Origin of the sequence: Faecalibacterium prausnitzii, from assembly GCF_049532945.1 — a bacterium.
In the GTDB taxonomy this organism is placed as follows: domain Bacteria; phylum Bacillota; class Clostridia; order Oscillospirales; family Ruminococcaceae; genus Faecalibacterium; species Faecalibacterium prausnitzii_N.
Window position 1 is genome coordinate 2,620,481 of record NZ_CP186691.1, and the last position, 24,507, is coordinate 2,644,987.

Annotated in this window: 20 protein-coding genes, 1 tRNA gene and 1 pseudogene; 11 read left to right on the plus strand and 11 right to left on the minus strand. The window is 47.8% G+C overall.

The annotated features are described in order from the left end of the window. Positions 1-61 precede the first annotated feature (61 nt). Together ACNQFG_RS13255 and ACNQFG_RS13260 are read left to right on the plus strand one after the other, a co-directional pair. On the plus strand, positions 62-3,145 hold the full coding sequence (locus ACNQFG_RS13255; RefSeq protein WP_423405216.1) for a glycoside hydrolase family 2 TIM barrel-domain containing protein: 3,084 nt from the start codon (positions 62-64) through the stop codon (positions 3,143-3,145). A 386-nt stretch (positions 3,146-3,531) separates the two neighbouring features. Beyond that, positions 3,532-3,729 (plus strand): hypothetical protein, encoded by a 198-nt coding sequence (locus tag ACNQFG_RS13260; protein ID WP_423405217.1) that lies wholly within the window; start codon positions 3,532-3,534, stop codon positions 3,727-3,729. Between the two features lie 131 nt (positions 3,730-3,860). Here the strand turns inward: ACNQFG_RS13260 and ACNQFG_RS13265 are convergent. The 7 genes and pseudogenes from ACNQFG_RS13265 to xerA form a co-directional block, all read right to left on the minus strand. Continuing rightward, positions 3,861-5,431 (minus strand): annotated as a pseudogene (locus ACNQFG_RS13265) (recombinase family protein). 18 nt (positions 5,432-5,449) lie between these two features. Beyond that, complete coding sequence (locus ACNQFG_RS13270; RefSeq protein ID WP_423405218.1) at positions 5,450-5,950, minus strand: transcriptional regulator; 501 nt, start codon at positions 5,948-5,950, stop codon at positions 5,450-5,452. 26 nt (positions 5,951-5,976) lie between these two features. After that, positions 5,977-6,516, minus strand: coding sequence for a DUF6036 family nucleotidyltransferase (locus ACNQFG_RS13275; RefSeq protein WP_291016037.1), 540 nt, complete (start codon positions 6,514-6,516; stop codon positions 5,977-5,979). A 99-nt stretch (positions 6,517-6,615) separates the two neighbouring features. Further along, positions 6,616-9,684 carry a type I restriction endonuclease subunit R gene (locus ACNQFG_RS13280; protein WP_423405219.1) on the minus strand — a complete coding sequence of 1,023 codons (3,069 nt, stop codon included), beginning with the start codon at positions 9,682-9,684 and terminating at the stop codon, positions 6,616-6,618. A 20-nt stretch (positions 9,685-9,704) separates the two neighbouring features. Beyond that, positions 9,705-10,988 (minus strand): FRG domain-containing protein, encoded by a 1,284-nt coding sequence (locus ACNQFG_RS13285; protein WP_005927028.1) that lies wholly within the window; start codon positions 10,986-10,988, stop codon positions 9,705-9,707. Between the two features lie 40 nt (positions 10,989-11,028). Next, the gene (locus ACNQFG_RS13290) at positions 11,029-12,144 is read right to left on the minus strand and encodes a restriction endonuclease subunit S (protein WP_423405220.1); all 1,116 of its coding nucleotides are present in this window, start codon (positions 12,142-12,144) and stop codon (positions 11,029-11,031) included. A 9-nt stretch (positions 12,145-12,153) separates the two neighbouring features. Next, on the minus strand, positions 12,154-13,137 hold the full coding sequence (gene xerA / locus ACNQFG_RS13295; protein ID WP_332376078.1) for a site-specific tyrosine recombinase/integron integrase: 984 nt from the start codon (positions 13,135-13,137) through the stop codon (positions 12,154-12,156). Positions 13,138-13,227: 90 nt separating this feature from the next. Between xerA and ACNQFG_RS13300 the strand changes: the two genes are divergently transcribed. Next, complete coding sequence (locus ACNQFG_RS13300; protein WP_423405221.1) at positions 13,228-13,872, plus strand: restriction endonuclease subunit S; 645 nt, start codon at positions 13,228-13,230, stop codon at positions 13,870-13,872. Here the strand turns inward: ACNQFG_RS13300 and ACNQFG_RS13305 are convergent. Then, complete coding sequence (locus ACNQFG_RS13305) at positions 13,869-14,432, minus strand: restriction endonuclease subunit S (protein WP_117476683.1); 564 nt, start codon at positions 14,430-14,432, stop codon at positions 13,869-13,871. The two genes, ACNQFG_RS13300 and ACNQFG_RS13305, sit on opposite strands and share 4 nt — an antisense overlap. Then, positions 14,422-15,924, minus strand: a complete 1,503-nt coding sequence (locus ACNQFG_RS13310) for a type I restriction-modification system subunit M (RefSeq protein WP_423405222.1) — start codon at positions 15,922-15,924, stop codon at positions 14,422-14,424. The genes ACNQFG_RS13305 and ACNQFG_RS13310 overlap by 11 nt, the downstream gene beginning before the upstream one ends. Before the next feature lie 803 nt (positions 15,925-16,727). Between ACNQFG_RS13310 and ACNQFG_RS13315 the strand changes: the two genes are divergently transcribed. The 8 genes from ACNQFG_RS13315 (at position 16,728) to ACNQFG_RS13350 (ending at position 23,840) form a co-directional block, all read left to right on the plus strand. Then, complete coding sequence (locus tag ACNQFG_RS13315) at positions 16,728-17,162, plus strand: plasmid mobilization protein (protein WP_097800183.1); 435 nt, start codon at positions 16,728-16,730, stop codon at positions 17,160-17,162. Beyond that, positions 17,134-18,669: a relaxase/mobilization nuclease domain-containing protein gene (locus ACNQFG_RS13320; protein WP_423405223.1), complete on the plus strand. Its 1,536-nt coding sequence runs from the start codon at positions 17,134-17,136 to the stop codon at positions 18,667-18,669. Before ACNQFG_RS13315 ends, ACNQFG_RS13320 begins: the two co-directional genes overlap by 29 nt. A gap of 12 nt (positions 18,670-18,681) precedes the next feature. After that, complete coding sequence (locus ACNQFG_RS13325) at positions 18,682-19,566, plus strand: hypothetical protein (RefSeq protein WP_423405224.1); 885 nt, start codon at positions 18,682-18,684, stop codon at positions 19,564-19,566. Between the two features lie 137 nt (positions 19,567-19,703). Continuing rightward, entirely contained in the window at positions 19,704-20,078 is a 375-nt protein-coding gene (locus tag ACNQFG_RS13330) for a hypothetical protein (RefSeq protein WP_423405225.1), read from the plus strand. 385 nt (positions 20,079-20,463) lie between these two features. Next, positions 20,464-20,682, plus strand: coding sequence for a hypothetical protein (locus tag ACNQFG_RS13335; protein WP_080545308.1), 219 nt, complete (start codon positions 20,464-20,466; stop codon positions 20,680-20,682). Between the two features lie 183 nt (positions 20,683-20,865). Beyond that, positions 20,866-21,330: a hypothetical protein gene (locus ACNQFG_RS13340; RefSeq protein ID WP_005924522.1), complete on the plus strand. Its 465-nt coding sequence runs from the start codon at positions 20,866-20,868 to the stop codon at positions 21,328-21,330. Next, on the plus strand, positions 21,327-23,051 hold the full coding sequence (locus ACNQFG_RS13345) for a recombinase family protein (protein ID WP_097781440.1): 1,725 nt from the start codon (positions 21,327-21,329) through the stop codon (positions 23,049-23,051). The genes ACNQFG_RS13340 and ACNQFG_RS13345 overlap by 4 nt, the downstream gene beginning before the upstream one ends. A gap of 243 nt (positions 23,052-23,294) precedes the next feature. Then, a complete protein-coding gene (locus tag ACNQFG_RS13350) occupies positions 23,295-23,840 on the plus strand; it encodes an NYN domain-containing protein (RefSeq protein ID WP_287644435.1) in 546 nt (181 codons plus the stop codon). 129 nt (positions 23,841-23,969) lie between these two features. Here ACNQFG_RS13350 and ACNQFG_RS13355 read toward each other — a convergent pair whose 3' ends face one another. Together ACNQFG_RS13355 and ACNQFG_RS13360 are read right to left on the minus strand one after the other, a co-directional pair. Further along, complete coding sequence (locus ACNQFG_RS13355) at positions 23,970-24,221, minus strand: DUF6061 family protein (protein ID WP_423405226.1); 252 nt, start codon at positions 24,219-24,221, stop codon at positions 23,970-23,972. Between the two features lie 152 nt (positions 24,222-24,373). Then, positions 24,374-24,451 (minus strand) — tRNA-Pro (locus tag ACNQFG_RS13360). Positions 24,452-24,507: the final 56 nt, after the last annotated feature.

Here is a 24,507-nt window from a genome sequence, read left to right on the forward strand (position 1 = left end):
GATTCCTCCGGGGAGGCTGGAGAAATATTATAAAATTATAAAAGGTAAATGAGGAAATACTATGGCTGCATTTGATTTTGCAAAAGTAAAAGACCCCACCTTTTTCAAGGAAAACGTGCTGAATGCTCATGCAAGTTTCCGTACTTACGCTTCCCGCGAAGAATATCGGACAGGCTCCTCTTCTTTGGCGCTGAAGCTGGACGGTATCTGGAAATTCGCCTACGCAAAGAACTACACCAGTGCCATCCCCGGCTTTGAAAAGACAGATTACGATTGCAGCGGCTGGGATGACATTCATGTTCCGGCACACATCCAGATGGAGGGCTACGACATTCCCCAGTACGCGAATATTCAGTATCCGTGGGATGGCCGTGAAGAAGTACAGCCGGGTGAGATCCCGCAGCGGTTCAATCCGGTGGCAAGCTATGTAAAATACTTCGAGCTGCCGGAATCCATGCAGGGCAAGCCCGTCCACATCGAGTTCGAGGGTGTGGAAAGCGGCATGGCTCTTTGGCTGAACGGGTCTTATGTGGGTTACACCGAGGACAGCTTCTCCGCACACGCATTCGACCTGACTCCCTATCTCCAGCCGGGCGTGAACAAACTTGCCGTGCAGGTGTTCAAGTGGACTTCCTCCAGCTGGTGCGAAGATCAGGACTTCTTCCGCTTCTCCGGCATCTTCCGCAGCGTGTGGCTGTACGCCATCCCCACCGTGCATCTGGAAGATATATCCGTCAAAACGCTGTTTGCCGGGGATGATTTTACTCATTCCACACTGGAAGTTGCATTGCAGGTGGAGGGTAAGGGCGCAGCCCGTCTGACCCTGCGCCGCAGTGAACTGGAAGTGTTCTCCGAAAAAATCGCACTGAACGGCGGCTCTGCTCTGTTCAGCCATGCGGTGGAGAACCCCCACCTGTGGAGTGCAGAGGACCCGGCTCTGTATGAACTGGAAATCGAGCTGCTGGACGATGCAGGCCATCCGGCAGAGGTGACCGGGCAGAAAGTCGGTTTCCGCAAGTTCGAGCTGAAGAACAATCGGATGCTGCTCAACGGCAAGCGCATCGTGTTCAAGGGTGCCAACCGTCATGATTTCAGCTCCATTACGGGTCGTGCTGTGGGCGTACACACCCATGAGGAACTGCTTCGGGATATCATCACCATGAAGCAGAACAACATCAATGCCATCCGTACCAGCCATTACCAGAATCAGGATGCACTGTACGACCTGTGCGACGAGTATGGTCTGTATCTGATCGCAGAGAACAATCTGGAATCCCATGGCACATGGGATATTCATCAGGCTGGCATTCGCGGCATCGAGGGCGTTTTGCCCAATGATAAGCCGGAGTGGAAAGCTGTCTTGTTTGACCGCATGAATTCCACTTACCAGCGTGACAAAAATCATCCTGCTGTTCTGATCTGGTCTCTGGGCAACGAATCGTTTGGCGGTGAGACCCTGCTCCAGATGGCAGAGATGGTCCGCCGCTTTGATGACACCCGTCTGGTGCATTACGAAGGTGTGGTCAATGATCCCCGCTTCCTCGAAACCACCGATATCGAGAGCCACATGTACAGCACGGTGAAGGACATTAAAGAGTATCTGGCACAGGGCGATAAGCGGCCTTATATCGAGTGCGAATATTCTCATGCTATGGGCAACTCCAACGGTGCTTTGCACAAGTACACGGAACTTGCCGACCAGAAGAACTGCGGCTATCAGGGCGGCTTCATCTGGGATTATATCGACCAGTCCATCTGGAAAAAAGACCGCTACGGCAAGTGGTTCCAAGCCTACGGCGGCGACTTCGGTGAGCGTCCTACCGACTATAATTTCAGCGGAAACGGCATTGCCTATGGTGGTGACCGTGCTCCTTCTCCCAAGATGCAGGAGGTCAAGTTCTGCTATCAGAACATCGCCGTTTCCATCGACAACTCTGGCTTTGAAGTCTGGAACAAGAACCTGTTCACCTCTACGGATGCTTTCGACTGCGTTGCACTGCTGCATCGTGATGGAAAGCTGTATCAGCAGCAGAAACTGACCAATATTGATGTTGCTCCCGAAGAGCGTTCCAGCTTCCCGCTGCCGTTTATGGTCCCTGCGCTCCCCGGTGAATATGCAGTGACCATCAGCTTCCGTTTGAAGGAGGACACCAGCTGGGCAAAGAAAGGTCATGAAGTCGCCTTTGGACAGGGTGTGATCGCTGTGGTTCGTTCCATTCCCAGCAAGAAGGTCACGCCGTTTACCGTTACGCACGGTACACACAACATCGGTGTCCGGGGTGAGAATTTCGATGTTTTGTTCTCCGATCTGAACGGCGGCCTGACTTCCTACCGCTATGCCGGCAAGGAGATGATTCAGGAGATCCCCCGGCCCAACTTCTGGCGCGCTCCCACCGACAACGACTGCGGCAACAACATGGGCGGCGTTCGCGGTCAGTGGAAGCTGGCAAGCCTGTACGCTACCGCCAAGGGCATCGGCAAGGAGATCCCGTCTGTTCATGGCGGCACCATCCTCCAGAACCCCACCTGCGAGGTGGAAGCCGACAGCGTGGTCGTGACCTATCTCTATAACCTCCAGACCAGCCCCGCAGCAGAGTGCAGCCTGCAGTACCGCGTGTTCGGTGATGGCCGCATCCAGACCACCCTGCACTATGACCCGGTGGAAGGACTTGCAGCAATGCCGGAGTTCGGCGTACTGTTCAAGATCGACGCTGACTACGACACGGTGGAGTGGTACGGAAACGGCCCTGCGGAGACCTACTGGGATCGTCAGCATGGTGCAAAGCTGGGCATTTACCAGAACAAGGTCGCAGACAACATGGCACAGTACCTTGTGCCGCAGGAGTGCGGTGCAAAGACCGCTGTGCGCTGGGCAAAGGTAGTGGACCGCAAGGGTCGCGGGCTGCTGTTTACCGCAGATGCCGCAAAGCCCATGTTCTTCTCTGCGCTGCCCTACACTCCCCATGAAATGGAGAGTGCCAAGCATCCTTACGAGCTGCCCCCGGTCCATTACACGGTCATCCGTGCTATGGGCGAGCAGATGGGCGTTGGCGGCGATGACAGCTGGGGTGCCAATGTCCACCCGGAGTATATTCCTGATGTAACCAAGCCTGTGGAGTTCACCTTTACGTTCCGTGGCATCTGATGATTGCCCGCAAACGTATTTGCAAGGGTCTGGACATCAGCGTAGAAGACCTTTTCATAGATAAAAGCGCAACGGTTGATATGAATACTGCCGCATTGCACCCTGAATATGGACTGTTCGCACCGAGCAACGGGCCGTCACCTCCGGGTGATGTATGAAACGTAGCACCAAATAGCCGGGCAACAGCTCAATTGAGAGATTTTCGCTTGAGAATCCCTCAGTCGGCTGTTGTCCGGCTATTTTTTATAGCTTCAGATAAGCCCGCTCCCGAAAAGGAGCAGGTTTTATGTTTGCCCTCTTTTCATGGCTACCCCAAGCGGCGAAATATCCGTAGTATCTCCCAATTTTCGATATTTCACGTTTTATCGAAAATTGGGAGGTTACACATGGACTCTCGCATTCTTCACTACGAGTTTGTCACTGGTGAAAGTGTCAATATTACTGTTTCTGCCGAGATTGCGGAGGTTATCTACGATTCCCACCGCATGGAACACGCCAGCAACGAGCGTTCACGCTATCTCCATGTTCAGGAATCCATTCGGCAGAGTGCGGTCCAGTTGTTCAGCGAGGCGTTTTCGGCCTGAAAATTGGACGGAACGGCACTAATTAGACCAGATAAAATCTTTGGCATTGTGGTCAAAATTGTGGTCAAAACCAAATGAGGCCAGCCTATAAACAAAAAAATCCAACGATTTCTAACGTGAAATCGTTGGATTTATGGTCCAGCAGAGCTGGACAAATCCGAACTTGTCGGGGCACGGCCCCTCCATCTTGCTTGCGCAAGACCGTTCTGTTGCTCAAAAGCCCCACTGGGGCTTTCGTTGCTTCGCAAACGCAAACTTTTTTCTCCGCAATCAGCCGTCAAAGCGTCCTCAAAACGGACGGTTTGGGTGCCATCCTTGTAGTTGAACGTGATCAGCATCCGGTCATCGTACAGGAAAATGGCATTGACAAAAATTTCAATCAACGCTTTTCGTTGCTTTTTCTGCGAGATATCGAACTTTCTAAATTTCATCAGCCAGAATCGGATGAAATCCTCATTGAAGCTAGGCTTCTTCAACTTTTCGTCTGCGATTTTTGCAGTCAGCTCATCTTTCTGGATTTCCAGTGCTTCCAGACGCTCTTTCGTTGTCCGGGTGTACAAGCCGTCCTCGATCGCCTTCATCAGGTTGTCCAGCTTTTTGTTAACCTCTCGCAGTTGCTTTTCCAGCAGCGGGATCGTGGTGTTCTCCTGATTCTGGACATCCATGACCAGTTGAACGATCTTGTCGATCACCGCATCGTCCTGAATCAGCTTCATGGTCTCCCGGACGACCAGATCTTCCAGCCAATCCTTCTGCACGGTCTTTTTGTTGCAGCCCTTGCGCCGCTTGACGTTGGCGTATTTATAATAATAGTAGGTGCGTCCGGTGGCACTGGTTCCGCTTTCGCCAAACATCAGCGCACCGCATTTGCCGCAGAACAGCTTGGTGGTCAGCAGATATTCCTCGTCTGCCTTGCCACAGGCAGGGGCACGCTTGTTCTTATCCAGACGCTTCTGCACCCGGTCAAACAGGTCTTTCGGAACAATAACCGGAATCGCTCCCGGCACAACGATATCCCGGAAAGACAATTCTCCAATGTACCGGCGGTTCTTCAGCATGGTATTCACGCTGCTGTGGGTCATTTTGCCGCCCAGCATATTGCGGACACCCTTGTCGTTGAGAAAGTTTACGATCTCCACCATTTTATCGCCGTTGTCATACCTCTGAAAGGCTTCCAGCACTAACGGCGAGGTCAGCGGGTCAAGATGATAAAACTTGTCATCGTCGATTTTATAGCCAATGGTTCCCGTACCGCCGGTGCACTTCCCTTTCAGAGCGTTCTCAGTTTGACCACGGATCACCTTTTCGGACAACTCTGCCGAATAATATTCTGCCATGCCTTCCAGTAGCGTTTCCACCAGAATGCCCTGTGAACCCTCAGCAATGGGTTCCATAACGGAAATCAGGTGGACACCGTTCTTTTTCAGGATCATCTTGTAATTTGCGCTATCAAAACGGTTTCGGGCAAAGCGGTCAAATTTCCAGACGAGAACAACATCAAACAGCTTCTTGCCGCTGTCTTTGATCATCTGCTGGAACTCCGGGCGATTGTCTGTTTTGGCGGAGAATGCACGATCAATGTAGTGTTTGATGACCGTGATACCGTTTTTTCCGCATAGGCCGTGCATTCCCGAATCTGTCCTTCGATGGATTCTTCGCGCTGGTTATCCGATGAATAGCGGGCGTAAATTACGGCGGTCATAGGCTCACTTCCTTTTTCTTATCGAACAGACGGGTAGCTTTTTGCATACTTGTAAATCTGCCGTGCACAGTCAAGGCTCATTTTGCTGGAATCGTTGTGTTTGAGCCATGCATTCACATTGCCCGGATTCAGCTTCAAGTCTGTGTAAAGGCGATAATTCGTCAGTTTCTTTTTTTCTTGGAGCTCCAATACCCGGCGATGGATTAGCTCTTTTGTATCATTGTCTGCAAGGACGGCATCCCGCACCGAACAATAGCTGCGCCAAACCTTCAAATAGCCTTCCGGCAGTTCATGGGACTGGTTTTCTAAAAGCAGCAGCATTTGCGCCAGCGAGTAGCGGTTGGAAAGCTGCTCATATTCCGCAGCAACAGCACTATTTGCGGTATAGCGGAGCAACAAATCCACTTTATCAAAGGTCAGCGTATAGAGAAACAGCGGTTCTTTCAGGCGAGGATTCTCGCTCAGACAATCTGCCAGCTTATGGACGCTTGCCGTCTGCACCCCGGCAAGCTCTGCCACATACTGCTTCAAAAAGCCTTCGAATGTCAGCTTTCGCATGGTCTCCACCTCTCCACATACTCCTGATAGCGGATATAAAAATCCCGATATCGCCAGTCGTTCAAGATGCTGGCTTTCAGTTCATCTTCATCCGTTGCAAGGTGTTCCAGCAAGGCCCAATCCAAAGAGTTCCGCACAGCTTCGCTCTCTACGTCTACCTTGTCGGTGTCCCGGAAAGAGCAGAGCTTTGCAATCACTAAGTCTTCCAGACTGGGTGTGTAGAACTGCACCTTTGTGCCACCAAAGGGCAGCGGCTGCAGCCGGTCTTGGAAGTTGTACGGAAAATTGTCGATATAGGCTTCCACATCGGTGTTGATGTCGTACTTACCGAGCAAGCTGTACAGTTCTTTTGGAACGCTCAAGGCATCAATATCATGGGTAGCGCGGGTCAGCTTGCCCAACAAAATAAACGCACTGCCACCCACAATCACCATCTGATAGCGGTCGTTATTGTCGATCATCAGGTCTGCGTCTTCGTCCAGACGTTCCAGACGCTTGCGGAGGTCATCTAAAATCATCTTTCCCATAAAACAACCTTTCGTATTTTCAATAATAGTATTTTCTAAAATTATTTTACAGGAAGGAAATCTGATTGTCAAGCACAAATCAACGACATTTCATACAATTCATACTACCATGTTGTCAGTCCACATCTCACACTGGCTAATGACCGTGCTGATTGCCGTATCATAATCTTCCGGTGGATACTTATATTTTTTCAGCAAGTGCTTCACCATCTTACGCATACTCGCACGGGCAGTTTCTTTTTTCTGCCAGTCTATCGTCCGATTTTTGCGCAGCATTTCCGTAAGTTCTCTGGTCAAGTCAATCAATTCATTATTTTGATAGAAGTCCTTTATGTTTTCCGGCTTTGTCAGAGCATCGTAAAAAGCCAGTTCTTCCTGCGTCAAGCCCAGCTTTTTACCGTTGTTATACAGTTCTGTAATCTCCTGTGCCGTTTTCAGAAGTTCCTTGATGACCTCCTCGTTTGTAATCAAGCCATTGTAGTAAGAGTTCATCAACTGTGTAATCTTTTCTGAAAACTTCTGAGACTGCACAACATTTGTCCGTTTATACAGTGAAACTTGCTCTGCCATAAGTTTTTTCAAAATTTCTACGGCAATGTTCTTTTCCTTCATTTTTGAAATTTCATCCAACACCGCCGGGTCAAACAGGCTGATATTTTCATCCGCCTGCTTGCTGTCAAACAAGCTGATAACGCCTTGGCTCTGGATACTCGCCTTTAGCAACTCATTGATTTGAGCATTGATTTCTTTCAAAGAAAGTGTCTTGCCGCCACTCCCACCATAGGTGATCTTCACCACCGTAGAACGGACTGCTTCCATATAGGCCGCTTCATGTCGCTCCTGCTCCGTGGTCATGCTAGAGCACAGAGAGTGCGACTGTTTCAGCAGCAGAGCTTCTCGCAGGAACAGATCTTTGCGCTTGGGTGCTTTTGCGTCCAGAACAAAGTTTACGCCGCCAGTGACCAGCTTTGCCATCATCAACGGAGAACCGCCAATAAATCCGCTGAAATCAAAGCCGTGCAACAAATCTTTGCACACCTGAAGCTTTTCCTGAAACTTTGGATAAGCAACTTTGGCAATGTCCATATCGCCATATCGGGACTGGTCACGCTTGGTATACTCCTTCATAGCGGCTTTGAGGGCAGATGCAATGCCAACGTAATCTACAATCAAGCCGCCCTCTTTGTCCTTAAACACGCGGTTGACACGCGCGATGGCCTGCATCAGATTGTATCCGTGCATTGGCTTGTAAACATACATCGTAGCCAGTGAAGGCACATCAAAACCTGTCAACCACATATCCACAACAATGGCAATCTTCATCGGGTCATCGTTGTCTTTGAATTTCCGGGCAAGTTCTTCTTTGTGAGATTTTGTACCGATGATTTCCTTCCAATCCTCCGGGTCATTGTTGCCACCCGTCATAACTACGCCGATTTTTTCGTTCCATGTCGGGCGCAGCTCCAGAAGTTTTCGATAAATCTTCATCGCAATCGGGCGCGAATACGCCACGATCATCGCCTTGCCCGTCAAAAGATTAGCGCGGTACTTTTCGTAATGGTTGACAATATCTTCGCACAGGGATTGAATGGTAGAATCTGCCCCCAGCACACTCTCCATCTGCCCCAGCATCTTTTTGCTTTTTTCAATCGTTGCAGCGTCCGATTGCTGTTCCAGCGCATCGTAGGTCGCATCAATCAAGGCCAGCGTATTTTGGTCGAGGTGGAGTTTGATAACACGGCTCTCGTAGTAAACCGGACGCGTTGCACCATCTTCCACCGCCTGTGTCATATCGTAAACATCGATATAATCACCAAAAACTTCACGCGTATTTCTATCTTTTGCCGAAATCGGCGTTCCCGTAAAGCCTATGTAGGTTGCATTCGGCAGGGCATCATGGATGATTCGGGCATTTCCAATCACTGTATGTGCTTCTTTTTCACCCTGTTCATTTTCTTTGATGACAATTTTCTCATCAAAACCATATTGTCCGCGATGGGCTTCATCGGCCATCACCACAATATTCCGCCGTTCGGAGAGCGGCTTCTCGCCACGCTCGAACTTGAACATCGTGGTGAAGATGATGCCGTTTGCTTCTCGGCCATCCAGCAGCTTGCTTAGATTTTCCTTGCTGGTTGCCTGTACAGGTGTCTGGCGCAAAAACGGCGCGCACCTGGCGAACTGCGTGTAGAGCTGATCGTCAAGGTCAATGCGGTCCGTCATCACAACGATGGTGGGGCTATCCAAAGCTTCTTGCAGTAAATGGGCGTAGAATACCATCGACAGCGATTTCCCGCTGCCCTGCGTATGCCAGAACACACCACCCTTGCCATCCGTTTTAGTGGCAATCTTGGCCTTTTCGATAGCTTTTCGCACTGCAAAATACTGGTGGTATCCAGCCAAAATTTTAATCGGCTTCTGCCCATCGCCGGAAAACAGGATAAAATTTTTCAGAATATCTAGCAACCGGGCTTTCTGGAACATCCCCTCATAGAAGGTATCAAACTGCGCATACGCCGTATTTTCGTAATCGCCATCCTTTGTTTTCCACTCCATAAAACGGTCAAGTCCAGAAGTGATTGTTCCCGCCTTATTGGTCGAAAGGTCGCTGATTACGCAGATTGCATTATAATAGAACATCGAAGGGATGTCCTTCATGTAGTTCCGAATCTGGTTGTATGCGTTTTCTGCGCCCACTTCGTCCTTGGAAGGACTTTTCAGTTCCATCAAAACCAGCGGCAAGCCATTGATAAACAAAATAATATCCGGGCGGCGGTTGTTTCCATTTTCCACGAAGGTATACTGGTTTACCACATAGAAATCATTTTTGTCTGCATCTGCATAATCAATCAGCTTTACTACCGAAGACCGTTCTTCACCCTTGACTGCATATTTGACAGTGATGCCGTTTTGCAGATAGTCCATAAAAATAATATTCTTCTGCAATAGGCTTCCTGCATCAAAATCATTCAGTTTCAGGATGGCTTCATCAATTGCCACAGCCGGAAGGCTGCGATTCAGCCGCACCAGACAATCCCGCAAAACATCGTCCAGTAGCGGGCGGCTGTAATCCGTCCGGTTCATATCAGGAGCATAAATGTGGGTGTAGTCCATGTTCTCAAACAATTCGATTATGGCTTGTTCAAAGGTGTCTTCATTGAAAAGCATATTCTTTCTCCACCAATAAATCAATCTTGATTTTTTTCGAGCTCTTTTGTGATGGCATCAACTATATCGTCAATGATTGACTTTGACACAGTTTTTGCCATAGGGCGTTCCATCGATGAATATTTCTGTAAGGTATCTGCTAAGGCTTTTCGTGCCTTACTCTGCCCAATTTCTTTGTTGTACCAATCAGGAATCAAGCTTTCCTGAACTGCAACATAACATTCATCAAAAAGAATCGGATTGATTTTCTTTTTCAAAATGTCTCTAACGATTTGACTATCTTCGACATGTGGTGTTTTCTCCAGTGTTGCAGTATCACCATTCATTGAAGCCACATCAAACATTTCAAATGGCTCATCTTGTAGGGATGGCATGTTTACATGAACATCTTTTATATACGCCATTTGGTGTTCCAATTCAGGGAATAAGCTTCCTTCGTTTATATTGTAAAAATCCAACTCCCTTAGAATGTGCTCTTTTGATTCTGCCGGGATCCTAAAGCTGAATTCATCAAATTCGTCCCGAACATTTTTATAGGCTCTTTTTATAATGTATTCTCCAGCCCCCTCTCCTGCGATCTGAATATTATATTGTCCGCAGATCAAGAATGAGCCATTTTGCCTTTTCAAACGTTCGTTATTAAGATTTGATAAAACAAAATAGTTGTTCTGAATGATTTCAATGATACTCTTATATCCATTTTTTCTGCAATTGACCGCATCAGCTTTTGAATAGATGCCTTCCTTCTGAAGCTTGTCGAGTAACGTTTCCAACTTGAAGTTTCCTGTTATCTTTTCTGTTGCCAAATAGGACAGAACCTTAATCTCGTCATCGTCATACGATTTTCCATACTCCTGCTTAAAATAAACGCGTCCGTCTGTTGGCGGCAACAACACAGTCTTCCCATCTGAAATCGATATATCTTGATTGGTCTGGCACGCAAAAAACAGAGCAACCAATGGATTTTCTGTAACATCCAATAGTCTTGTTGGCAGTCCGTAATGCTGCAACTTTGCAAGCTTTTCAAACGCCGTTATCGTATCGCCGAAGTCTCTTGGGTTCCGTATGTACGCAGCACGAATCATATCATACTCGTGCGCCAACATTCCGTTACGAAATATTCCCGGCATAACATTCCAATCATAGCTGGCTTGTCCTCGAAAGAAATAATGCTTCGCGCTCTCTTCGGGTTCCACATTAGCCATTTCATTCTTTATCAGCGAAATTCCGTCCAAATAGCCATTCAGATCCCAGACAACCCAACTGTCATGGCTACTGGTTCGTGTTTTGTCCGAATTATCCATATTATCCCTTCATTTCTTTTATAAACGATAATTTAGCGGCTTAAAGCTGAATACTCGCGATATCAATTGCGCCAGACATTAGTTTAGGTAACAGACTATCTCTTAGCATAGCAAGTGAATGATTTTGCTCTTCCAAGATTTTTTGTTGCGCAAAGATTGGCGCACAGAAACTATTAAATTGGTCAAGTGTGTTCCGATCAGGAATGATGGCGGGGATATTCTTCATGGCACTTCCTGAAATTTCTTTGAATGTCGAGCCTGATGCTGCACTCTCAATAACCGGAAGACTGTGTTTCAAGAAAAAGTATACAAACGCTGTTCCAATTTCCGAGTAAGGTATAACAGACTTAAAGCCTTGATTGGTTGTAACTTCATTAGATGCAATTGCAATATATCCGATGGGAGCACGTGATGAAAACAATACTGTACCTTTGGGCATGACTGTTGCACTGCTGTTCTTCAAACCAAGTTCTGTGATATCATTTTCGCCATGAGATATGAATTTGGACTTGTTGATAGATAAATCTTTTGGCGTTATCCACGCAATACCATTATTGGTATAGTATTCAGGCTTGGTTTTTGAAGGCGTACTACCGCCCACAACAGTTCCAAGGTCACTTATTGTGCTGATTTGCCACATGGGATTTGCATTGTTGATAAATAATTCTTGAAAATAGGTGGCGGCTTGCTGCTCTAAATTATCGTTTATCGCTTTATTTACTGCGATTTTCTTGTCTATCGTTGATAAAACAGATGCAATCTTCTGCTGTGTTTCAAAATCTGGAAAACGAACAATTTCTTTGTGCACAGTGTTTCGGTTGATTCCAGGAACTGCACTTGCTGATGCAAATTTTTTCCATTCAAGTGTCTTCAAAAAATAGTACACGAATTTTTCATCGTTTTCATGAAAATTTTCCACGTACAGAGTTGTGTTTAATGGCCAAAAAGATGTTTCTGCAAAAAAAACTTCTCCGATCGTTCCATATCGTCCTGTAATTACTCCCGGTGCTTCAACCATTGCTTCATTATGTGTTCCCGTTACACCGGAAGAGGAAAAGATTGGAATCTCGCCATTTTTCCTCTTTTGCTGGGGCAAGTCATATCCTCTTTTCAGGGTAACAAATTCTCCAAGCTCATCTATTTTCCATATTGCCATGTTTGTACCTCAACCAATAAATTTCCTATGTGCCAATTTCACATTTTGTTGTTTTACCATTGCATAGTGCATCGTTGTGTCAATTTTCTGGTGTCCTAAAAGCTGCTGCACCTGTTCAATCGGCATTCCCTTGTCAATTGCTGATGTTGCCAATGTACGCCGGAACTTGTGCGGGTGCACCTTATTTAGCTTTAATCGCCGCCCCAATTCACGAAGCATCGTTTCCACACCACCGATCATCAATCGTTCGTGCGGCTCTTTCAGCGTCACAAAGAGTGCTGGATTGCTATCTGACCGTTCATCCAGATAATTTTGAAGGTGGATCTTCGTCCGTGCGTCAAAGTATACCAATCGTTCCTTGTTGCCCTTACCAAATACAACACATTCGCGCTCGTTGAAATTGATATCCTCCCGATTAAGTGTCACCAATTCCCCGACACGCATTCCAGAAGATGCCAGCAAATCAATAATCGCCAAATCTCGTACTGTTGAACAGTTGTCACGCATCAGCTCCAACGCTTCATCCGTATACGTTTCCTTGATGATTTTCGCAGTTTTTACTTTGTGAATCCTACGAACAGGGCTTTTCACAATAAAATCTTCATCTTCCAGCCACGAGAAGAAACTGGAAAGAATACGCCGGATATTATCAATCGTAACTTTGCTCGACCGCCGCCGTGTTTGATAATCCATCAGATATTTTCGCAAATCATCCGTTGTAATTTGCTGCGGTGATTTTCCCACACCATTCAGCATCGCTGCAATAGTTTTTGAATAATAGGTCAATGTTTTCTCGGAACAGCCCTCTATCCGTTTTGCCGTAATAAACGCTACTGCCGAATCTTGTTCCTCAGCCTTTGGCTGTTCTTCACCCATTTCAATTGTGACACCTTGAAATGACGCTTCCAGCACTGCTTTCAAATGCAGCAACTGTTCGTTATTGAGATACGGCAGCATTTTTCGCTGTATCTCGTTGATAATCTGATTTTTCATCGCCGTATCTCCTTATTACGATTTCAGAGAACGGCGGCAGTGGCAGTTTCTCCATAGAATCTCCCGCCACTGGTGAGAGTTATTAAAATTATGATAAACGATAATTTAGAGCAGCAAGCCGCCGCATTGTTTTCAAGCCTCTATAATCGATCAAATACTGAGGTTAGATACACCGATTTAATACAAATACTCGGCGGTGGAACCCCCAAGACAGGCGAAACCGCGTATTGGAACGGTAATATTGCTTTCTTTACTCCAAAAGATGTTGGCACACCATATACATTTATCACAGAAAAGACTATTACAGAAGAGGGACTTTCACATTGCAATAGCCGACTATATCCTGTGAATACAGTTTTCGTTACGGCAAGAGGTACTGTTGGCAAAGTTGGTCTGTCCGGAATTCCGATGGCTATGAATCAATCCTGTTATGCACTTGTCGGCAAGGAAACACATCAGCTTCTTGTCTATTTTTACACCCTCAAAGCTGTTGATAGACTTAAGCATAAAGCAAGTGGAGCTGTATTTGATGCGATTACCACTAGAGATTTTGATTCAGAGCAAATCATGAAGCTATCTGATGATGATGCTAAAGCGTTTCTCTGTGTTGCAGAGCCAATGTTTCAGGAGATGCTTAACAATAGCATCGAAAACTTGCGGCTTTCAACACTACGGGATTTCCTGTTGCCCAAGCTAATGTCTGGTGAGATTGACGTCTCTTCCGTTCAGCTCTAAGCTGCTAAATTATCGTTTAACTCCTGATTATTCTCAATCTTTCTTTGAATTGTGGTGATAATCTCGACCACACGTTTCTGAATACTCAGTTCAGGTAGCGTAACTTCGATTTGTTGAAAAGTTGAAGACGGTCTTGCCAGTGCAGGGACACCAACCTGTGAGGCATTGCTAAGAAGTTTATACTGCCCTATCGGAGTGTGAAAGTAATAGACAAGATATTCAGGCAAAACTTTATCATTGCATCTAACCCTAAACTGAGATTGCGAAATCACATACCGGTCATATCTTGAATCTTGCGGAATAAAAACTATCTGTCCAAGCGTTCCTCTATGTGTTATTACAATATCTCCGCGATGTGCATTCGCTTTGTTAAGAGAATCAGCTTTTTCCTCTGTGACATAGCGGAACGCCTTTTCAGACAAAGAAAAGCCCTCAAGATTGCTGCCATTTAAGACAGGCACTCCACTGTCCACAAAACAAGATACTTTAATATTTGAGCCAAATGGACCCATCGCAATTTCATCAATTAGGTCGGCAACGCGATACGTTTCATAACTCATACCCAATCGCCCCCAACTTCTCCTTAATTTCTGCTTCCAGCTTATGTGACTGCTTGAACAAATCCGAAAGTTCAGAAGTCAGCCGAGCCATTTTTTCTTCAAACGATTCACCATCATCTTCCTGTTCCTCAACACCAACATAACGACCCGGCGTTAAAATATAATCCTGCTCTGCAATTTTCTCCGTATCAACAACTGCGCAGAAACCTTTTACATCTTCCAGTGTACCACTAACATAAGCATTGTAGGTATCGGCAATCTTTTTAATATCCTCATCGGCTAGTTCCCGCAACTTACGGCTCACCATAACGCCCATCTTCCGGGCATCAATAAACAGCGTTTTACCAGCCTGTTTCTTGCGCTTGGAGATAAACCAAAGCGAAACCGGAATCTGTGTGGTATAGAAAAGCTGTGTCGGCATGGCAATGATGCAATCCACAAGGTCAGCATTCACAATATTTTTGCGGATGTCACCTTCACCGCTAGACTGAGAGGAAAGAGAACCATTTGCAAGCACCATACCCATGCGGCCGCCCGGTGCAAGATGATAAATCATGTGCTGAAGCCATGCAAAGTTCGCGTTGCTTGCAGGCGGCATACCATACTGCCAGCGTACATCATCTTTGAGCTGCTCTGCGCCCCAATTCGACAGGTTAAAAGGGGGATTCGCCATAATATAGTCTGCCCGCATGGTCGGATGCTGATCATCGAGGAATGTGTCTGCTGCATACTTGCCAAGGTCGGGTTCAATGCCACGAATGGCAAGGTTCATCTGTGCCAGTTTCCATGTGGTCGGGTTGGAATCCTGTCCATAAATCGAGATATCGTTGATATTTCCACTATGGTTCTCTACAAATTTTGCAGACTGAACAAACATACCACCACTGCCGCAGCAAGGGTCATACACTCGTCCCTTAAACGGTTGCAGCACTTCTACCAGCGTCCGCACAACGCAGGACGGCGTAAAGAACTCGCCGCCGCGCTTGCCTTCCTGTTCTGCAAACATAGACAGGCAGTATTCATAAGTGCGTCCCAGAATATCCTTTTCGCTGCCATGTTCAATCATTTTGATGTTCGTAAACAGGTCAACGACTTCGCCCAACCGACGTTTATCCAGTTCCGGACGCGCAAAATTCTTTGGCAGAATATCTTTTAGGCGCGCGTTTTCTTTTTCGATAGCGCGCATTGCATCGTCAATTACCTGACCGATTTCCGGGTCATGTGCCTTTGCAGAAACATCGCTCCAACGCGCACCAGCAGGCACAAAGAAGATTCCCTCCGATGTGTACTCGTCACGATCTTCCTCAAAACCATCACCATCTGCAACTAACTGATTGTACTTTTCTTCAAAACGATCCGAAATATATTTCAAGAAAATCAGACCAAGAACAACGCCCTTATACTCCGAAGCATCCATGTTGCCCCGAAGTACACAGGCCGCATTCCAAATCTGTTTTTCAAATCCAATGTCGGCGGTGTTTTTCTCTGCCATAGCTCAGTACCTCCGTTTTGCTCAACAAATTCTGACTTGAGTATAACACAGATAGCTCGATTTTCCAATTTGTGCGCATAAATTCTTTGCAAGATGCTTCAATTTCCAGTAGATAAGTCCTACTATTACCGCTTTAGCACAATAAATTTTACAAAACCATCTTGACGCACCCTGCAAACCATGATATTCTCTGTCACAAATCCCACCGTCTTTGTGGATTGGTTTGAAGCCACCCACAAAATGTGGTCGTGTTCATTTTGAACACTGCCTCACCGTGGATTATCCCTGAAAGATTTACCGCCCCGCAACACACCCGATTCATTTTGCCGCCGATTCACCCGACAAAATTTTCGCCTGTCTTGCAGGGTGGTATTTTTCTTTACGGGAGTTGTACCTTGAAAATTTCATGAGCCGACCGAACGTGATACCGACTTTCCGTCAACGCCGCTGCACAAACAGGGGCAGGAACTTCGTTCGGAGCAAACGGTGATCAACATACACGAGCAGCGGAACTCTCTACTTATTTTTGCGTCTTAACAATTCGGAAACAATCACTGAAAATACGTTTTGAGCGCAGCGGTAGAGGGCAAGAACCGTCCCGTGGCCACAAATTTTCAATTCTTGAAAATTTTCTGTCCATCCGGGACTTCACTTCTACAATGCGTCTGCATTTCCGAAGTGATCTTGTTGGGGCGTGCCTGCCCCAAACCCTGCTCATGGTTCGCACCTGACGGTGCGAACAGCAACGGCGTGTCGTGCTTACATAACTTCACCGAGGAGTTATCGAACAGACAGGAGGTACAATGACCAAAACGAATGTTCAATCGACCCCTAGCAATTCCCAGCACCACGACACGCCGAACATCAAAACGCACGTCATCAAGTTCCGGGTAACGGAAAATGAAAAACTGGAACTCGAATGTACTGCAAAACTCCTGAATCTCTCCCTCTCCACTTTTATCCGCCGTGCCATCCACAATGTCAAGATCGAGAAAACAGTCATCGTTGCCGACGGCGGAGAAGAAGCCTTGACCGCCGTTTCCACCCTGCTTGCTCAGTGCAGCAAGGTGGGCACCAACCTCAACCAGCTTGCAAGGCACTTCAACTCCGGCGGTGCAGACACCGAGCAGATTCGAGCGAAAATCCTTGACGAACTTGCAGACCTGACCGCATTCCGGCTCAGCGCCGAGAAAGTTCTGGGTGAACTGTATGGCAACGCTCAAGCATATCGCCTCTAAGAACTCGGACTACACCGCCATTGAAGCGTACCTGATCTACCAACACGATGAGTTCACCGGAAAGCAGCTTCTGGATGAACAGGGCAAGCCGAAGCTGCGGGAATCCTACCTGCTCGACACCCTTGAGTGCGGTGATTTCTCATTTGCAACGGCCTGTCTGCTGGCAAACCGCAAGTATGGTAAGAACACCCAGCATGGTGATATTAAAAGCCACCAGTATATCATCAGCTTTGACCCCAGAGATGCAGCCGACAACGGGCTGACCATGGAAAAGGCACAGGCCCTTGGTCTGAAATTCTGCGAAGAAAACTTTCCCGGTCATCCCGCCATCGTCTGCACTCACCCCGATGGGCACAACCATTCGGGAAACATCCATGTCCACATCGTGATCGGCAGCATCCGAATGCGAGAAGTGGAACGCAAGCCCTATATGCAGAAGCCCCGCGACTGGCGTGAGGGTATGAAGCACTCCAGCACTGCCCAGACCATGCGGCACTTGCGTGTCGAGGTCATGGAGTTGTGCGAAGGTGCCGGACTGTACCAGATCGACCTGCTCAACGGCTCGAAAGAGCGCGTAAGCGAAGCTGAGTATTGGGCAAGGCGGCGTGGGCAGCAGAAGCTCGACCTTGCAAACGCAGCCTTTGCCGCAGCCGGACAACCACCCCAGCAGAAGAAGTTTGAAACCGTAAAGGACATCTTGCGGAAACAGATTTCTTCGGTGCTGTACCGTGCTACCAGCTTTGAGGATTTTTCCGACAGGCTCATGCAGCAGTATAGCATCACCGTCAAGGAAAGTCGCGGATGCCTAAGTTATCTGCCTGCTGGAAGAACAAAGTTCATCCGAGCGAAACATCTCGGTGACAAGTTCGATAAGGCAGCAGTGCTTGCCACGTTGCAGGCAAAAGCCGAACGCAAGCCCACGGCGCAGTTCAAGCAGGATACCATCGGGAAACTGATCGACATCCAGTCGAGGATGACCGAGGACAAGGGCATCGGCTATAAGCGTTGGCTCACGAAACACAATCTCAAAGTTATGGCACAAGCCGTGAAGCTTCTGCAGGAAAAGGGCTTGACCGACGAGGACGCCCTGAACCAGCGCATCGCTGAACTGGAAACCAAGTATCACGACTCGCTGGCGGTGGTGAAAGACCTCGAAACCCGCATGGCAGAAAACAAGAATCTGCGCAGTCACGCTACTGCCTACAAGCAGTACCGACCGCTCGCGCAGAAACGGAAAGCTGCCAAACGACCCGCAGCCTTTGAAGAACAGCACCGTGCAGAGCTGACAGCATACCGGGCAGCAGCAGCCTATTTCAAGGCAAACGACATCACCAAGCTGCCCAGCCCGAAGAAGCTGGAAGCCGAGTATGCGCAGCTGGCATCCGAAAAGGCACAGTTCTACGAGCAGTACAAGGAAGCCAAGAACGAGCTGCTCAAGCTGAAAACCGCAAAGCAGAATGTTGCGTCCTTTTTCCGGGAGGAAGAACCGGCGCAGCAGGAGAGATAAAGGAGTGTGCGTATGATCAATCTGAAAATCGACCCGGAGTTCCAGTCTCAGATTCCGCCTCTGACCGATGATGAATTCAAGCAGCTTGAAGAAAACATCCTCAAGGAAGGCAAGCTGCTCTCTCCTTTGATCGTCTGGAACAACACCCTCGTTGACGGCCACAATCGTTATGCAATTCTCCAGAAGCACCCGGAGATTTGCTTTTCCACCATGCCGCTCCGATTTGAAAGCAGAGAAGAAGTCCTCGCATGGATCTGCAAGAATCAGCTGGGGCGGCGCAACCTTACACCGGAGCAGAAGAAGTTCCTCATTGGAAAACAGTACAGTGTGGAGCATCGGAAGCCCGGTGGAAACGGCAACAACCAGCACACGGCTGCTGCCAAGAAAACCGCCCCGGAGGAATTGTGTCAATTTGACACAATTCCTCCCACTGCCACAGACGCAAGCGTTCGTAAGCAGATTGCAGAGCGGAACAATGTCAGCGAATCCTACGTTGCCCGTTCTGAAAAGTTCATGCGGGGCGTGGAGATCATGGAGCAGATGATGCCCGGTACAAAAGAAAAGATCCTGTCCGGGCAATTCAAAGTCCGTGATGCTGATATGCACCGCCTTGCCAGAGCCGATTTTCCGAACCGCAAGCAGATTGTGCACGAGATTCTGCACCCGGAAGACCGTCCCGCTCCGCAATCGAGCTACTCACACTACTCTGGAATCAACTACTCCGCGCTGGAAGTCGCCGTCCGGCGGATTCAGCAGGACTTTGATTTTTTGATGAGATACTTGCCTAAGCTACCGGACGATTCCTACGCCAAAACTGAAACGCTAAAAATCCTCAAGCAGCACAAGGCGTATATGGCACAGTTTGAAGAAATGCTGAATGATGAAGAAATCGCATAACGACAGGCACTTGTAAGCCATCAACGAGCCACCAGCCGCAAGTGCAGGGCGGAAAGCATCCGCGCCCTTGCGCCTGATAAAAATTGGAACTTTGATTTTCTCGCCCGACTTTGCTGCGGTGGGACGATCAAAGGAGCGTGCGTTTGAACAAAAAGAAAAAGTCCACAAACACTTCCCCTTATCCCGATGAAGTCATCGACCGTCTGGCACGGGCATTCTACCCGGCCATCCTTGCCTGCTGGAACAGCGAGGAAGGACAGCGGGAGTTTGCCGCATGGCAGGCGGAGCAGGCTCATCATGCAAACAACGAAAAACAGGAAGTTCCCGCTTGCTGGGTATCCGTAAAACAGTTTTCGAAAAATGACACGGCAACTGCCTGTCAGGATTGGTTACGGAGTACCCGGCTAGGCCGAGGAAGCATCAAGTCCCATGTCCGCACCGTTAAGGTGTTGGGTATGGGGCTTTTTGCATTTCAGGAACGTATACACCTCTGGAAAGGTGTAACACACTAGACTTTGTACCAAAGTCGTGTGCCAAGGGTGCTGCGCCCCTTTGGAATCCCTGCTTACATCGCCTGTGGGCGATGTAGATTCGCCGCACAGAAAGCTCTCACAAAAGGCACACCCGGCTGTCTGCGGCGAGGAGAAGGCACTTCTGCGGAAGTGTAATAACCCACTATGACACTTTCATCCCTGTGGTCTGCAAAGTGTAGTGGGCTCTCCGAGGGGGAACGGCTGTATAGAGTGCGTTTCGGGCAAATCGCCGCATACGTGTATACGGAAGATGGGTACGCACGTACGCAGTAAATCGGCCAAGTTCTCCCATGTAGAGGGTGTAATTTCGATAAAGAACGTGGTATAATTGACTCAACAAATCGATTTGTGGAGGCGATTATTTATGAAAAAAGAAACCAAGAAATCTATCTTATTCTATGCAGCTTCTGCTCTGTTATATATGGCTTCACTTATTAGCTTCATAAGTGGAAATGATAATTCTATGGCTGTTGTATGGTTGTGTCTTGGTTCATCATTTCTTTGCCTTGGCTCGACGCATCTTTGTTTAGGTTTGTCTCGTAAGAAAAAGGGAAACGACAAAACCGATGCAAGCAATAAATAAATTCCTAGTATATCGCACTCACTCCTAAGCAGGGTTTGGGGCAGGCACGCCCCAACAAGAAGCTGTCCCAAAGTGGCAAGAATTTTCAAGAATTGAAAATTTGTGGCCACGGGACGATTCTTGCTCTCACGAAAACCCATACTTTTTGAAAATCCGCTTTTCGCAGCCAAAGGAGGATGCACCATGAAAAAAGAGATCGAAGCCTTCGTCAACGCAGCCAACGAGCAGGAGTTGGAAGCCGCATGGAATAACCTCTCGGCAGAGGAACAGCGAGTTTTCGAGCAGCTCATGGAGGAAGACTCACCCGAAGATGCACTGGCATTTTTTGCCCAGCTGTATGACGATGCCCCGAAGGAGCAAGCCAGCGAAACCGTAAGCATCTCCGAAAACGAAATCTATTTCAAGCGGCAGCCCTTGACCGAAGAGCAGAAGAAGCACGGCTCCTATGTAGATGAGAACGGCAATCTCCATGTCAAGAACCTGTCTGCATTCTGGATTCCTGAACTGACCACCACGGAGAAAGTCGGTCACACCACCTACACCGTGACCGGCAGCTATGAGGGCAAGGAATCCTTTTTGAAGAAACTGGAGCGCATTGTTGCCAAGAACGCCCAGCAAAAATTTGAAGATGAGGGTGCAGACGAATGACAACTGCGTCCAATTCTGCTATACTTGATCCGGTAACCAATCCTGTACTGACAGTTGCTCCACAGAATAAGGAGGACACAACAATGTCTGGAGCAACGAATAAAATCACCGCACTTTACTGCCGACTGTCGCAAGAGGACGCACGGCTCGGCGAAAGCCTGTCCATTGAGAACCAGAAGGTCATCCTTCTGGAATACGCCAAAAAGAACCACTTCCCGAACCCGGTGTTCTTTGTGGATGATGGCTACTCCGGCACGAACTATGACCGTCCCGGCTTTCAGAGTATGCTGGTCGAGATCGAAGCAGGGCGTGTAGGAATCGTTATCACGAAGGATTTGTCCCGACTGGGGCGCAATTCTGCCTTGACTGGTCTGTACACCAACTTCACCTTTCCCCAGTATGGCGTTCGCTACATCGCCATTAACGACAACTACGACACCATTGACCCGAACAGCGTAAACAACGATTTTGCGGGCATTAAGAACTGGTTCAACGAGTTTTACGCCCGCGATACCAGCCGCAAGATTCGGGCCGTTCAGAAGGCCAAGGGAGAGCGTGGAGTACCGCTGACGGTTAATGTTCCGTACGGCTATGTAAAAGACCCGGAGAACCCGAAGCATTGGCTTGTTGACCCGGAAGCGGCTGCGATTGTGAAGCGCATCTTCTCCATGTGCATGGAGGGACGTGGGCCGACCCAAATTGCGAACCAACTGTGGGCAGATAAAGTTCTGACTCCTACCGCCTACAAGTTGAGCCATGGCCGGAGCACAAACGCACCTGCCCCGGAAGACCCTTATCGCTGGGATAAAAGAGCAGTAAGTTTGATTCTGGAACGCCGGGAGTACACTGGCTGCACAGTCAACTTCAAGACCTATACTAACTCTATCTGGGATAAAAAGAGACATCTGAATCCTGTGGAAAATCAGGCTATCTTCCCGGATACACATGAGCGCATTATTGACGATGATGTGTTTGAAAAGGTTCAGGAGATTCGCAGCCAGCGTCACCGTATGACCCGAACAGGCAAGAGCAGCATTTTCTCCGGTATGGTCTACTGCGCTGACTGCGGTTCCAAGATGCAATATGGTTCGTCCAATAACAGGGACTTCAGTCAAGACTTCTTTGATTGCTCTCTGCACAAGAAGAACGGGAGCAAGTGCAAGGGACATTTCATCCGGGTAAAGGTTCTGGAAGGACGTGTGCTGAGTCATGTTCAGCGGGTGACGGACTACATTCTCCGTCATGAAAACTACTTCCGCAAGGTCATGGAGGAGCAGCTTCGTGTGGAAAGCAGCGAAAAGCTGACCGTCCTGAAGAAGCAGCTTGCCCGGAATGAGAAGCGGATTGTAGACCTCAAACGGCTGTTCATGAAAATCTACGAGGACAACGCCAATGGAAAGCTGAGCGATGACCGCTTCGACATGATGAGCCAGAGCTACGATGCCGAACAGAAGCAGCTGGAAGAGGAATCCCTCTCTATCCAACAGGAAATCGAAGTACAGGAACAGCAAATCGAGAATATTGAAAAATTCGTCCAGAAAGCGCACAAGTACGTTCATATTGAAGAACTCACTCCCTATGCTCTCCGTGAACTGGTGTCGGCTATCTATGTAGATGCCCCGGATAAGTCCAGCGGAAAGCGGGTGCAGCACATCCATATCAAGTACGACGGGCTGGGGTACATCCCTCTGGATGAACTGGAAGCAAAAGAAAAGGCGTGACCGAAGTCACGCCAAATCTTCCCCATTTAGGGAACTTTTGCAAATACTGTTTTATGGGAACTCTGCTCTGGGGAGCTCCCTGCTGTACATATCGCTGTTGTCTGTGGCTTTTGGCAGGGTGCGTCCGGGTGGGCGCACCCTGTTTTTCCATTTATTGACTCACTACGGCTTTCCCATTTAACCTTGTAAAATCTTCTATCCTATGATATATTGAACACATAGAAGTAATAGGAGGTATCTCAAATGGGAAAATGCGTTTACGTTGACAATTCTAATGTTTGGATTGAGGGTAAATACCATTCTGCCGTTTCTAAGGGTATGGTTGCAGATGTTTATGAAGCACATGATAACAGAATTTGTGACATGCCGTGGGCTTACGACTTTGGTAAATTGCTTAATATTGTTTGTGATGGTGATATCTCCGATATTAAGAGAGCTGTTTTATACGGTTCTAGGCCTACAGATAACGACAGTCTTTGGAATGCTGCTAAAAAAGTAGGATTTGAAGTTTTCACACCCCCTCGTAATGCGAGCAATAAAGAAAAGCGTGTTGACACAGGTTTTGATAAAGAAGTCTTGAAAGATTTATATAAGGGCGTAATTGGGCCTGATGATGAAATTATTCTGGTTGTTGGAGATAGCGATCATCATCCCGTAGCAGAAGCTATTCTTGAGGAGGGGAAGCAATATACTCTTGCATTTTGGGATAATGCTTCAGAACTAATGAAGAACGACTGTAAAAAGTTTATATCGCTAAATCCTCATATCAAGGATTTAGAATGCAAATAAAGAACTTTTTTCGCGAAGGACTAAGATAAAAAGAGAACCCCGGAACTATTTAAGCAAACTTGACGCTAAAAGGTTCCGGGGTTTATTCAATTCTTTTCAGGAAATCATTTTGCAGTAGCCACTATTTTGTTAATCTTCTAATTCGCGACTTCCTAATACTCCTTTCAAATATTCCTCCGGATCGCCATTCAGAATCAAATCGGCATAGCCCAGTGGGTCATTGTAGATGAGGTAATCCAGTTCTGACCTCTGCGCCATGGTCACATTCAACGCATCCTCGACCCCGGTGCAGTCGATGGAAATTTTTCTTCCATCCCGGAGCAGCAGCTCCACGCATCCGGTGTCCATGTTGAAATGGCAAGCTCTTGCATCGTACTTCACGTTCATGTCCTCCTGAAATCATGTTGTGGCTTATGTCGGTCAATCTATGATTTCGGATTTCATCTTCCACGGACACCCATATTGAGTTTTCCGAAGAAAACAAATAATCCGAACCCATCTCCTATCGGAAACAAGTTCGGATTATTTTTGTTTGGTCCGAGTGGCGAGAATCGAACTCACGGCCTCTTGAACCCCATTCAAGCGCGCTACCAAAACTGCGCTACACCCGGATATCGACCGCCGCTTCCCTACCGAAGCGTGGCGACATGAGATATTATACGCGAAT

Coding starts and splice junctions, on each gene's coding strand:
- ACNQFG_RS13340 (WP_005924522.1), top strand. CDS start 20,866: ATGAAAAAAGAGATCGAAGCCTTCGTCAACGCAGCCAACGAGCAGGAG.
- ACNQFG_RS13290 (WP_423405220.1), bottom strand. CDS start 12,144: ATGGCAATATGGAAAATAGATGAGCTTGGAGAATTTGTTACCCTGAAA.
- ACNQFG_RS13310 (WP_423405222.1), bottom strand. CDS start 15,924: ATGGCAGAGAAAAACACCGCCGACATTGGATTTGAAAAACAGATTTGG.
- ACNQFG_RS13325 (WP_423405224.1), top strand. CDS start 18,682: ATGATCAATCTGAAAATCGACCCGGAGTTCCAGTCTCAGATTCCGCCT.
- ACNQFG_RS13255 (WP_423405216.1), top strand. CDS start 62: ATGGCTGCATTTGATTTTGCAAAAGTAAAAGACCCCACCTTTTTCAAG.
- ACNQFG_RS13320 (WP_423405223.1), top strand. CDS start 17,134: ATGGCAACGCTCAAGCATATCGCCTCTAAGAACTCGGACTACACCGCC.
- ACNQFG_RS13315 (WP_097800183.1), top strand. CDS start 16,728: ATGACCAAAACGAATGTTCAATCGACCCCTAGCAATTCCCAGCACCAC.
- ACNQFG_RS13280 (WP_423405219.1), bottom strand. CDS start 9,684: ATGCTTTTCAATGAAGACACCTTTGAACAAGCCATAATCGAATTGTTT.
- ACNQFG_RS13275 (WP_291016037.1), bottom strand. CDS start 6,516: ATGGGAAAGATGATTTTAGATGACCTCCGCAAGCGTCTGGAACGTCTG.
- ACNQFG_RS13350 (WP_287644435.1), top strand. CDS start 23,295: ATGGGAAAATGCGTTTACGTTGACAATTCTAATGTTTGGATTGAGGGT.
- ACNQFG_RS13335 (WP_080545308.1), top strand. CDS start 20,464: ATGAAAAAAGAAACCAAGAAATCTATCTTATTCTATGCAGCTTCTGCT.
- ACNQFG_RS13305 (WP_117476683.1), bottom strand. CDS start 14,432: ATGAGTTATGAAACGTATCGCGTTGCCGACCTAATTGATGAAATTGCG.
- ACNQFG_RS13260 (WP_423405217.1), top strand. CDS start 3,532: ATGGACTCTCGCATTCTTCACTACGAGTTTGTCACTGGTGAAAGTGTC.
- ACNQFG_RS13300 (WP_423405221.1), top strand. CDS start 13,228: ATGATAAACGATAATTTAGAGCAGCAAGCCGCCGCATTGTTTTCAAGC.
- xerA (WP_332376078.1), bottom strand. CDS start 13,137: ATGAAAAATCAGATTATCAACGAGATACAGCGAAAAATGCTGCCGTAT.
- ACNQFG_RS13345 (WP_097781440.1), top strand. CDS start 21,327: ATGACAACTGCGTCCAATTCTGCTATACTTGATCCGGTAACCAATCCT.
- ACNQFG_RS13285 (WP_005927028.1), bottom strand. CDS start 10,988: ATGGATAATTCGGACAAAACACGAACCAGTAGCCATGACAGTTGGGTT.